Genomic DNA, 12,249 nt, shown 5'->3' with positions numbered 1-12,249 from the left:
CTCGCCTTCTTACAGACCGGTCGAAATATCGATGGTCTGACCGTCAACGAGGGTAACGACGGCCTTCTTGACGTCCTTGCGGGTGCCAAGCATGTTGCGGAACCGCTTGACCTTGCCCTTGCGGACGATGGTGTTGACAGCCTTGACCTTGACTTCAAAGAGCGCCTCTACGGCGGCCTTGATTTCCGGCTTGGTTGCGTCGATGGCAACATCGAACACGACCTGACCGTATTCCGAAGCCATGGTGGACTTTTCAGTCACGACCGGATTGCGGATGATGTCGTAGTGCTTGAGCGCGCTCATTGGAACCGGCCCTCCAGCGCAGCGAGAGCGTCCTTGGTCAGGACCAGCTTCTCACGACGCAGAATGTCGTAAACGTTGATGCCCTGAGCCGGAAGCACGTCGATCTGGGGAATGTTCCGCGCGGCGAGCGCGAAATTGGTATCCAGTTCGGTGCCACCGATAATCAGCGCACTGGAAAAACCGAGCTTACCGAAGATGGCGCGAAGTGCGGCAGTCTTGGGCGCTTCGGCAGTCGCCTGGTCGATGATGACGAGATCACCTGCCTTGGCCTTGGCAGAAAGAGCATGCTTGAGAGCAAGCGCGCGGACTTTCTTGGGCAGCTCGATCGCGTGGCTGCGCGGGGTCGGGCCGAATGCGCGTCCACCACCTCGGAAGATGTTGGAACGACGCGAGCCGTGACGTGCACCGCCGCCGCCCTTCTGGCGACCGAATTTCTTGCCGGTCTGGGCAACTTCAGCACGATTTTTAACGTCGTGCGTACCCGACATGCGCTTGAGGAGCTGATAGCGCACCATGCGCTGGATCAGATCGGCGCGAGGCTCGAGACCGAAAACGGTGTCGTCGAGAGTGACCTTGCCGGCCGACTTACCCTCAAGGGTTGTGACCTGGAGTTCCATTATGCACTCTCCCCATTGGCTGCGGCCTTGAACGAACCGGGCAGCGCAACACCTTCCGGACGCGGCTTCTTGACGGCGTCGCGGATCTGGATCCAGCCGCCTTTGGAGCCCGGAACCGAACCCTGGACCATGATCAGCCCACGCTCGACATCGGTCTTGACGACCTTGACGTTCTGGGTCGTGACCCGCTCGGCACCCATGTGCCCAGCCATCTTCTTGCCCTTGAACACCTTACCGGGGTCCTGGTTCTGACCGGTCGAGCCGTGCGAGCGGTGCGAGACCGACACGCCGTGCGAAGCCCGCAGACCGCCGAAATTGTGACGCTTCATGGCACCGGCAAAGCCCTTGCCGATCGAGGTGCCCGTAACGTCCACAAGCTGGCCTTCAATGAAGTGGTCGGCCTGAAGTTCGGCACCCACATCGATGAGGTTGTCTTCGCTCACACGGAACTCGACGACCTTACGCTTGGGCTCGACCTTGGCAGCGGCGTAATGCCCGCGCTCGGCCTTGCTCACATTCTTGACCTTGACCGAGCCGGCGCCGAGTTGCAGCGCGACATAGCCGTCCTTGTCCTGCGTCCGCTGGCCCACCACCTGGCAGCCCTGCAGCGCCAGAACGGTAACGGGTACATGAGCGCCGTCATCGGTGAAGATGCGGGTCATTCCCAGCTTCTGTGCGATCAATCCAGAACGCATCGGTTGTTACCTTCTCTTTATCTTGCGGCTTTCCGGGTCATTGTTTCCCAAGAGGACCCACCAAAACGAAAACCGCGTCTAAACGCTTAAGCCTAGAGCTTGATTTCGACGTCGACACCGGCGGCGAGATCGAGCTTCATCAGTGCATCCACCGTCTGTGGTGTCGGATCCACGATGTCCAGAAGACGCTTGTGAGTCCGAATTTCGAACTGCTCGCGGCTCTTCTTGTCGACGTGGGGCGACCGGTTGACGGTGTATTTGTCAATTCGCGTCGGCAGCGGAATGGGTCCGCGAACCTGCGCGCCTGTGCGCTTGGCCGTGTTGACGATCTCGCGAGTCGAATTATCGAGCACGCGATGGTCGAACGCCTTGAGCCGGATGCGAATATTCTGACCGTTCATTGTGTTCTATCCCGAAAAAAGGACCACGGCGCGCGCCATTCGCGCACCGTGCTCTCAATTGGCTCGTTAAGCGACGATTTTGGAGACGACGCCGGCGCCGACGGTGCGGCCGCCTTCACGGATGGCAAAGCGCAGCTTTTCTTCCATCGCGATCGGAACGATCAGTTCCACGTTCATTTCCACATTGTCGCCAGGCATCACCATCTCGGTGCCTTCGTTCAGCGTCACAACACCGGTCACGTCCGTCGTCCGGAAATAGAACTGCGGGCGGTAGTTAGTGAAGAACGGCGTATGACGGCCACCCTCTTCCTTGGTCAGGATGTAGGCTTCCGCAACGAACTTGGTGTGCGGCGTCACAGAACCGGGCTTGCACAGAACCTGACCGCGCTCGACCTGCGTACGGTCGATACCACGGATCAGAGCGCCGATGTTGTCGCCAGCTTCACCCGAATCGAGCAGCTTGCGGAACATTTCAACGCCGGTCACCGTCGTCTTGAGCGTCGGCTTCATACCAACGATCTCGACTTCCTCGCCAACCTTGACGATGCCGCGCTCCACGCGACCGGTCACAACAGTGCCACGACCCGAGATCGAGAACACGTCTTCAACCGGCATCAGGAACGGCTGATCCTTCGGACGCTCGGGCTGCGGGATGTAGTCGTCCACAGTGCGCATCAGTTCCAGAACAGCATCGTGACCGATCTCCGGACGCTTGTCTTCAAGCGCCATCAGGGCCGAACCCTTGGTGATCGGAATGTCGTCACCGGGGAATTCGTACGAGCTGAGAAGTTCGCGAACTTCGAGCTCGACCAGCTCGAGCAGCTCTTCGTCGTCAACCTGGTCGACCTTGTTCAGAAACACCACAAGCGCCGGAACACCAACCTGACGGGCGAGCAGAATGTGCTCGCGGGTCTGCGGCATCGGGCCGTCGGCAGCCGAAACAACAAGGATCGCGCCGTCCATCTGGGCAGCACCGGTGATCATGTTCTTCACATAGTCGGCGTGGCCTGGGCAATCGACGTGCGCATAGTGGCGCTTTTCGGTCTCGTATTCGACGTGCGCCGTCGAAATCGTGATCCCGCGGGCCTTCTCTTCCGGCGCCTTGTCGATCTGGTCATACGCCGAGAACGTCGCCCCGCCAGTCTCCGCCAGAACCTTCGTGATCGCTGCTGTCAACGACGTCTTGCCATGGTCAACGTGACCAATCGTGCCGATGTTGCAGTGCGGCTTGTTACGAGAAAATTTTTCCTTGCCCATCACATATCTCCATCTTCAGCAGGCCCACTGGCCGCTGATTAAATTGTTATCCAACTAGGCGTATTTCGCCTGAACTTCGTCGGCGACCGCCTGGGGCACCTGCTCGTAATGATCGAACACCATGGTGTACTGTGCACGCCCCTGGCTCATCGAGCGCAGCGAGTTCACGTAACCGAACATGTTGGCCAGCGGCACGAAGGCGTTGACCACCTGAACGACACCACGGCTTTCCGTGCCCTGGATCTGCCCACGACGCGAGTTCAAATCACCAATGACGTCGCCCATGTAGTCTTCAGGGGTCGTCACTTCGACCTTCATGACCGGCTCGAGCAACTTGGGAGCCGCTTTCTGCAAGCCCTCACGGAATGCAGCACGACCAGCGATCTCGAAGGCGAGAACAGACGAGTCAACGTCGTGGTAGGCACCGTCCGTGAGTGTCGCCTTGACGTCCACGATCGGAAAGCCCGCCAGAATACCCGCGCCCATCACGGACTCGATACCCTTCGACACACCCGGGATGTATTCCTTGGGAACCGAACCACCGACAATCTTGCTCTCGAAGGTGAAGCCGGCGCCGGTTTCATTCGGCTCGATCGTCAGCTTGACGCGGGCGAACTGGCCCGAACCACCAGACTGCTTCTTGTGGGTGTAGTCGATTTCCGCCGAACGCGTGATCGTTTCGCGATACGCAACCTGCGGCTGGCCGATATTGGCCTCGACCTTGAACTCGCGCTTCATGCGATCGACAAGAATGTCGAGGTGAAGCTCACCCATGCCCGAAATGATCGTCTGGCCCGATTCTTCGTCCGACTTGACGCGGAACGAAGGATCTTCGGCTGCAAGACGCTGCAGGGCGAGACCCATCTTTTCCTGGTCGGCCTTGGACTTGGGCTCAACAGCAATGTCGATAACCGGATCGGGGAAGATCATGCGTTCGAGGATAACCTGCGACTGAGGCGTACACAGGGTATCGCCTGTCGTGGTATCCTTCAGGCCCACGATGGCAACGATGTCACCGGCATAGGCTTCCGAGATCTGCTCACGGCTGTTCGAATGCATCTGGAACATACGGCCGACACGCTCGCGCTTGTCCTTGACCGTGTTCTGGAGCTGCGCACCAGCTTCGAGTTTGCCCGAATAAACGCGGCAGAACGTCAGCGAACCCATGTGGGGATCGTTGGCAATCTTGAACGCCAACATCGAGAGCGGCTCATCGTCGTCAGCGTGACGTTCGATGGGCTCTTCGGTCTTGGCGTCGATACCACGAATAGCTTCGATGTCGTTGGGAGCCGGCAGGAAATCGACCACTGCATCAAGAAGCGGCTGAACACCCTTGTTCTTGAACGCCGAACCACACAGCACGCCGAAGAAATCGTTGGCAATAATGCCCTTGCGGAGCAGCTTGCGGATCGTGTCGTTGTCGGGCATCTGCCCTTCGAGATAGGCTTCCATCGCCGCTTCGTCGAGTTCAACGGCAGCTTCGATCATCTTCTCGCGATATTCTTCAGCACGATCCTTGAGATCGGCCGGAATATCCACGATGTCCCATTTGGCACCGAGCTCTTCACCGTCCCAGACGTAAGCCTTCATCTCGATCAGATCGACGACGCCGGCAAATTCATTTTCAGCGCCGATCGGCAGCTGCAGAACGACTGCCCGAGCACCGAGGCGCGTTCCGACCATCTCGACCGAGCGGTAGAAATCGGCACCGATCTTGTCCATCTTGTTGACAAAGATCAGACGGGGAACGGCGTACTTATCAGCCTGACGCCAGACGGTTTCGGTCTGCGGCTCCACACCGGCATTGGCATCGAGAAGCGCGACAGCACCGTCGAGCACGCGGAGCGAACGCTCGACTTCAATGGTGAAGTCGACGTGGCCAGGGGTGTCGATGATGTTGAAACGGCGCTTCTTGCCATCACGGCCCTGCCAGAACGTCGTCGTGGCAGCCGAAGTGATGGTGATACCGCGTTCCTGCTCCTGCTCCATCCAGTCCATGGTGGCAGCGCCATCGTGAACTTCACCGATCTTGTGGCTCTTGCCGGTGTAGAACAGAATACGTTCGGTCGTGGTGGTCTTGCCGGCATCGATGTGAGCCATGATGCCGAAATTGCGATAATCTTCGAGCTTGTATTCGCGAGCCATGCTTGTCTCTCCTTACCAGCGGTAGTGCGAGAATGCACGGTTGGCATCGGCCATACGATGCGTGTCTTCACGCTTCTTGACGGCCTGGCCACGTCCGTTGACGGCATCCATGAGCTCGCCCGACAGGCGACCGACCATGGTCTGCTCACCGCGCTTGCGGGCGGCATCGATCAGCCAGCGAATGGCCAGGGCCTGCTGACGTTCGGTGCGCACTTCGACGGGCACCTGATAGGTGGCACCACCGACGCGACGCGAACGGACTTCAACGGCGGGGCGAATGTTTTCCAGCGCGCCATGGAAGACCTGAATGGGGTCCTGCTTGGTCCGCTCTTCGACAACCTCGAACGCGCCATAGACGATGCTCTCGGCGGCAGATTTCTTGCCATCCTTCATGAGCGAATTCATAAATTTGGAGACGACCAGATCGCCGAATTTGGGATCTGGGTTGATCTCGCGCTTTTCTGCACTATGCCGACGGGACATTGCTCACAGATCTCCTTATTTCGGCCGCTTGGCGCCGTACTTCGACCGGCGCTGCTTGCGATCCTTCACCGACTGGGTGTCCAGAACGCCGCGCAACACGTGATAGCGCACGCCCGGAAGGTCGCGCACACGGCCGCCGCGGATCAGCACAACGGAGTGCTCCTGGAGGTTGTGCCCCTCGCCGGGAATATAGGTAATAACTTCACGCTGATTGACCAGGCGCACCTTGGCCACACGACGCAGAGCCGAGTTCGGCTTCTTTGGGGTCGTCGTGTAGACACGCGTGCAAACACCGCGCTTCTGCGGGTTGGCCTCCATCGCCGGAACCTTGTTCCGCTTCGGCTTGGCCTGCCGGGGCTTGCGGATCAGCTGATTAATGGTCGGCATATCGCTCGAACCCTCTTTTCATCCGTACAAACAAAAACCTGTTCGACATAACAAGCGAGCAGCGCCCACCCGGTCTCATGGAGAACCGGTGGCGCCATGAATGCAGAGGATCACCTCCTTGCGGAAGCAATCATGCGCCCAAGACTTGTTGCGTCTAACTACCCGACAGTGTGTTTGATCGGCTTGAATGTGTCGCATTGGACGCTTCACATTCGATGCCGGATCACGACCGACCGCTTAGGTAGGGCGGGTATTACTGGGTTGATTCAGAATCGTCAAGACATTCCGGGGAAAAAAGCCCGATTGGCATGAGAACCCCTGCCCTGCACCCAGCGCAGGGCCGGATGTGGCACCATGAGGCCCGATTTTCAAGAGCGCTGCCCCTCGGCCAAAGAGAAAAGGGGCCCGAAGGCCCCTCCCCGCGAATCTGTGCCGGATTCGTCTAAAGGCCTGGAGCCGCTAACAACACGAACTGAGTGAATTGGCCGGCGCGGTTGAAGTTGTTATCCGATGAAAGCATCAGGGTGCGGGCACCGTCGACCTCCGGCCCCCAGGAAATGGATTCGATGTTGTCGACATCAAGCCCGAAATCACCCTCTGCGATGGTGAACCAGTGTCCCTTGTTCATCGGGACAATGTCGCTGCCCGCAATCGTTTCCAAGCCCGTGACGGCATCGGCCCCATCGAACGTGGCGATATAAAAGGCGATCTCGTTGCCATAACCGCTGGCGAAAGTGCGTTCGACTGCGATGATCGTGTTCTCGTCAAGCGCGAGGAATTCGGAAAGACCATTGTCGTTGTAATTGGGCTCCTCGGTGGAGGGCACTCGGATCGGGTCTGTCGGGTATATGTATTCAGCACTCAACTCGCCGCTTTCCCGATCGAAGACCGCAACGCGGGCCGGGCTGCCCGCTTCGAGTGTTGCCTTGTCGCCGTCCTGCATCAGTCCGTTCTCGGTGCCAACCAGAACGCTCGCGCCATCCACAGAAACGCTCAGGCTTTCGAACGCGAGGTTGCCATAAACGCCCTTCCCTTCCGCGTCGGGAATATAAGCGGCCGGCACATCGAATGTGCGCACCACATTACCGCTGAGATCGGCTTCAAAGACCTCGGGCGCGCCGTCGGCATTGCCTTCGCTTGTCCACAGGATCGTGCCCGTTTCGGCGACAAAACGAATGCTTTCGGGATCGATCGCACCCGAGACAAAGCTCTGGCCTTCGGCATTGAGAAGCTCATGGGTCGAGACGATGTCGAGCCCTGTGATCTCACTGCCATCCAATGTCAGCTTGATCGTATAAAAGCGCGCCGGACCGTTTTGCGCCCGGTCATCGGAGATGGCATAGAAGATGTCGCCGGCCGCGTCATAGTCGAGCCCGGAAATGCCACCAAACGGCACTCCATCCAGCATCAACTCGGTTGGCAGCACGATCTCATCGAGAAGCACGGGCTGATCGGGAGCCTGGGCAAGGGTCGGCGAAGCAATTGAAAGAACGGCCAGCGAAAGCATGGCGCCGCAGGGAATGCGCATCGGAAGTCTCCGGTCGGTGTTCAACCTCCGGTTCGTGACCGAGACACGCAAACCTGCGATGACGATAGAGTGAACTTTCGGCGACCGCGGCCCAGCAACAAAAATGGGGGCCGCAGCCCCCATTCTCAATTCGCAATGCAAGTCCGATTATTCGGCTGGCGTATCCGGTGCGGCCGGCATGGCTTCGGGTGCCGGAATGGCAACCGTTTCGGCCTGACGACGCCGCTCGTCCAGAATGAGATCATCGCGCTTGGTCGCGATCTGACGCACGTTGGAAATACGCGCACCGGTGCCCGCCGGGATGAGGCGGCCGACGATGACGTTCTCCTTGAGGCCTTCGAGCAGGTCGCCCTTGCCCGAAACAGCAGCCTCGGTGAGCACGCGCGTGGTCTCCTGGAACGACGCAGCCGAGATGAACGAGCGCGTTTGCAGCGACGCCTTGGTGATGCCGAGCAGGACCGGAACGGCCACTGCGGGCTTCTTGCCATCGGCGACGAGCTGCTCGTTGAGTTCCTCGAGATCGATGCGATCGAGCTGCTCTTCCTTGAGCAGACCGGATTCGCCCGGCTCGGTGATCTCGACCTTCTGCAACATCTGGCGAACGATCACCTCGATGTGCTTGTCGTTGATCAGCACGCCCTGCAGGCGATAGACCTCCTGGATCTCGTTGACGAGATAGCGTGCCAACTCTTCGACGCCCTTGATGGCAAGGATGTCATGGGGAGCCGGGTTGCCGTCCAGAATGTACTCGCCCTTCTCGATCGGATCGCCTTCCTGAAGATGGAACGGCTTGCCTTTCGGGATCAGGTACTCGACCGGCTCGAGAGTCTCGTCGGTCGGCTCGATGATGATGCGGCGCTTGTTCTTGTAGTCGCGCCCGAAGCGGATCGTGCCATCGAGTTCGGCAATGATCGCGTGATCCTTGGGACGACGCGCCTCGAACAGTTCGGCAACACGCGGCAGACCGCCGGTGATGTCCTTGGTCTTGGCGCTTTCGAGCGGAATACGGGCCAGAACGTCACCCTGGGCCACGCGGGTCCCCGGCTCGACGGCGATAACCGCATCCACACTCATCAGATACCGCGCATCCGAACCACGCTCGGTCTTGAAGGCCTGCCCCTGCGCACCGACGGCGATGGCCGGCTTGAGGCCGTCACCACGCTGGCTGGACCGCCAGTCGATGACCAGACGCTTGGTAAAGCCCGTGGTCTCGTCGGTCTGTTCGGAGACCGAAGCCCCATCGACCAGATCCTCGAAGATCACTTCGCCTTCCACTTCCGTCAGAACGGGACGGGTATAGGGGTCCCATTCGGCCAGACGCTGGCTGCGCTTGACCTGATCGCCTTCGTTGACCCGCAGGCGTGAGCCGTAGCCGAGCTTGTGAGCGGCCCGTTCCTTGCCTTCGGCATCGACGATCAGGATCGACACATTGCGGCCCATGACCACGATGTGTCCATCGGAGTTGGTCGCGATGTTCTTGTTGCGGAACGCAATCTTACCTTCCGCACCGGCTTCGAGGTACGAGTTGTCCACCACCTGCGCCGTGCCACCAATGTGGAACGTACGCATGGTCAGCTGCGTGCCGGGCTCGCCGATCGACTGAGCGGCGATAACACCAACGGCCTCACCCATGTTGACGGGTGTACCGCGCGCAAGGTCGCGGCCATAACAGGTCGCACAGGTGCCCTGGCGAACTTCACAGGTCAGCGGCGAGCGAATGCGGACCGATTGGACCTTGGCGGCCTCAACCCGTTCCACATCGGCTTCGTCCATCAGGACGCCCTTGGCAATGATCACCTCGTCGGTCCCCGGAACGAGAATGTCGTCCGCGGCCACGCGGCCAAGAATGCGCTGTCCGAGCGACGCGACCACCTGACCGGAGTCGATAATCGCTTCCATCGTAAGACCATTCTCGGTGCCGCAGTCGTCCTCGGTGATGATCGCATCCTGGGCGACGTCCACGAGACGACGCGTCAGATAACCCGAGTTTGCCGTCTTGAGCGCGGTATCGGCCAGACCCTTGCGGGCGCCGTGGGTCGAGTTGAAGTACTCGAGAACGGTCAGGCCCTCCTTGAAGTTCGAGATCACCGGCGTTTCGATGATTTCACCGGACGGCTTGGCCATAAGGCCGCGCATGCCGGCAAGCTGCTTCATCTGGGCGACCGAACCACGGGCGCCCGAATGGCTCATCATATAGACCGAGTTGATCTGCTTGGAGCGGCCATTGGCATCCTTTTCGTGCGCCGAGATGCGCTTCATCATCTCTTCGGCGACCTTGTCACCACACTTTGCCCAGGCATCGACGACCTTGTTGTACTTCTCACCATGGGTGATCAGGCCGTCATTGTACTGCTGCTCGAACTCCTCGACCTGCTTGCGGGTATCACCCACAATCTTGGCCTTGGTATCGGGGATGACCATGTCGTCCTTGCCGAACGAAATACCGGCACGGCAGGCTTGCTTGAAGCCCAGATCCATGACGCGGTCACAGAAGATCACGGTCTCCTTCTGGCCACAGGCACGGTAAACCGTGTCGATGACCTTGGAGATGTTCTTCTTGGTCATGAGCTGGTTGACCACCTCGTACGGCACGGTCTTGGGCAGGATCTGCCCAAGCATCATGCGACCCGGTGTCGTCTCGATGATCGACGTCGTCATGTTGCCTTCGGCATCATGGGCCTTGATCCGGCCCTTGATCTTGGTGTGCAGCGTGACGGACTTGTTTTCCAGCGCGTGCTCGAGCTCGGACATGGACGCGAACGCCATGCCTTCGCCGGGCTCACCCTCGGCCATGATCGACACATAGTACAGGCCCAGAACGATGTCCTGGCTCGGTACGATGATCGGCTGACCGTTGGCCGGGTGCAGGATGTTGTTGGTCGACATCATCAACACGCGCGCTTCAAGCTGGGCTTCGAGCGAGAGCGGCACGTGAACGGCCATCTGGTCGCCGTCGAAGTCGGCGTTGAACGCGGCACAGACCAGCGGGTGAAGCTGGATGGCCTTGCCTTCGATCAGGATCGGCTCGAACGCCTGGATGCCCAGACGGTGAAGCGTCGGCGCACGGTTCAAAAGAACCGGGTGCTCACGGATCACTTCGTCAAGGATATCCCAGACTTCGGGCTTTTCCTTTTCAACCAGCTTTTTCGCCTGCTTGACGGTCGAGCTGAGACCCTTCGCGTCGAGACGCGAATAGATGAAAGGCTTGAAGAGTTCGAGCGCCATCTTCTTGGGCAGGCCGCACTGGTGCAGCTTGAGTTCGGGACCCACGGTGATGACCGAACGGCCCGAATAGTCGACGCGCTTGCCGAGCAAGTTCTGGCGGAACCGGCCCTGCTTGCCCTTGAGCATATCGGACAGCGACTTCAGCGGGCGCTTGTTCGCACCGGTAATGGTGCGGCCACGCCGGCCGTTGTCGAACAACGCATCCACAGCTTCCTGCAGCATGCGCTTTTCGTTGCGGATGATGATATCGGGCGCACGCAGCTCGATGAGGCGCTTGAGACGGTTGTTACGGTTGATGACGCGGCGATACAGATCGTTCAGGTCCGACGTTGCAAACCGGCCGCCATCGAGCGGAACCAGCGGACGCAATTCGGGCGGAATGACCGGAATGACCGTCATGATCATCCATTCGGGCTTGTTGCCCGAAACGATGAACTGCTCAACGATCTTGAGGCGCTTGGCCAGCTTTTTCGGCTTGAGTTCAGTCGTCGCCTCGGCAATCTCGACGCGCAAATCGGCGGCGAGTTTTTCGAGGTCGAGAGCGGCCAGCATTTCACGCACCGCTTCAGCGCCGATCATGGCGGTGAAGGCGTCAGGGCCGTAATTGTCCTGAGCGTCGAGATACTCTTCTTCCGTCACCAGCTGGTGCTGGCTGAACGGGGTCAAGCCCGGTTCGATGACGACATAGTTCTCAAAATAGAGAATACGTTCCACATCTTTCAAAGTCATATCGAGCAGCTGCGAAATGCGGCTCGGCAGGGACTTGAGGAACCAGATATGGGCAACAGGCGCGGCCAGTTCGATATGGCCCATGCGCTCACGGCGAACGCGCGACAGGGTGACTTCCACACCGCACTTTTCGCAGATGACGCCCTTGAACTTCATGCGCTTGTACTTGCCGCACAGGCATTCGTAATCCTTGGTCGGGCCAAAGATGCGCGCGCAGAACAGGCCGTCACGCTCAGGCTTGAACGTACGGTAGTTGATGGTCTCGGGCTTTTTGATTTCGCCGTACGACCACGACAGGATCTTTTCCGGGCTCGCGATATTGATCTTGATCTGATCGAAAGTCGGCGCAGCCGCCTGCGAGTTGAACGGATCCATGACGTGCTGATGATGATTCATCGTGTCTCTCCTTGGGACCCGGACGGTGCAGCAAATCCATTGCGCACCGCCCTAATGGGCCAAAAGCATCGGTTCATATGGGA

General features: G+C 59.3%; 10 protein-coding genes. All 10 read right to left on the bottom strand.

Going from position 1 to position 12,249, the window contains the following annotated elements:
* Window positions 1-9: 9 nt before the first annotated feature.
* Entirely contained in the window at window positions 10-303 is a 294-nt protein-coding gene (locus V6617_RS08445; RefSeq protein WP_338610412.1) for a 50S ribosomal protein L23, read from the bottom strand.
* Window positions 300-920 (bottom strand): 50S ribosomal protein L4, encoded by a 621-nt coding sequence (gene rplD, locus V6617_RS08440; protein WP_338610411.1) that lies wholly within the window; start codon window positions 918-920, stop codon window positions 300-302. The genes V6617_RS08445 and rplD overlap by 4 nt, the downstream gene beginning before the upstream one ends.
* Window positions 920-1,615, bottom strand: coding sequence for a 50S ribosomal protein L3 (rplC, locus tag V6617_RS08435; protein ID WP_338610410.1), 696 nt, complete (start codon window positions 1,613-1,615; stop codon window positions 920-922). Before rplC ends, rplD begins: the two co-directional genes overlap by 1 nt.
* A 92-nt stretch (window positions 1,616-1,707) precedes the next feature.
* Window positions 1,708-2,016, bottom strand: a complete 309-nt coding sequence (rpsJ, locus tag V6617_RS08430; RefSeq protein ID WP_014130837.1) for a 30S ribosomal protein S10 — start codon at window positions 2,014-2,016, stop codon at window positions 1,708-1,710.
* A gap of 66 nt (window positions 2,017-2,082) precedes the next feature.
* Window positions 2,083-3,273: an elongation factor Tu gene (gene tuf / locus V6617_RS08425; protein WP_338610390.1), complete on the bottom strand. Its 1,191-nt coding sequence runs from the start codon at window positions 3,271-3,273 to the stop codon at window positions 2,083-2,085.
* A 54-nt stretch (window positions 3,274-3,327) separates the two neighbouring features.
* Window positions 3,328-5,418, bottom strand: a complete 2,091-nt coding sequence (fusA, locus tag V6617_RS08420; RefSeq protein WP_338610409.1) for an elongation factor G — start codon at window positions 5,416-5,418, stop codon at window positions 3,328-3,330.
* 12 nt (window positions 5,419-5,430) lie between these two features.
* On the bottom strand, window positions 5,431-5,901 hold the full coding sequence (gene rpsG / locus V6617_RS08415; protein ID WP_338610407.1) for a 30S ribosomal protein S7: 471 nt from the start codon (window positions 5,899-5,901) through the stop codon (window positions 5,431-5,433).
* Between the two features lie 15 nt (window positions 5,902-5,916).
* The gene (gene rpsL, locus V6617_RS08410) at window positions 5,917-6,288 is read right to left on the bottom strand and encodes a 30S ribosomal protein S12 (RefSeq protein ID WP_041528652.1); all 372 of its coding nucleotides are present in this window, start codon (window positions 6,286-6,288) and stop codon (window positions 5,917-5,919) included.
* A gap of 442 nt (window positions 6,289-6,730) precedes the next feature.
* Window positions 6,731-7,816 (bottom strand): esterase-like activity of phytase family protein, encoded by a 1,086-nt coding sequence (locus tag V6617_RS08405; RefSeq protein WP_338610405.1) that lies wholly within the window; start codon window positions 7,814-7,816, stop codon window positions 6,731-6,733.
* 147 nt (window positions 7,817-7,963) lie between these two features.
* A complete protein-coding gene (gene rpoC / locus V6617_RS08400; RefSeq protein WP_338610403.1) occupies window positions 7,964-12,166 on the bottom strand; it encodes a DNA-directed RNA polymerase subunit beta' in 4,203 nt (1,400 codons plus the stop codon).
* Window positions 12,167-12,249 lie beyond the last annotated feature (83 nt).

It is taken from the genome of Pelagibacterium nitratireducens (genome assembly GCF_037044555.1).
Classification (GTDB): Bacteria; Pseudomonadota; Alphaproteobacteria; order Rhizobiales; family Devosiaceae; genus Pelagibacterium; species Pelagibacterium nitratireducens.
This window is presented reverse-complemented; position numbering and strand designations above follow the sequence as displayed.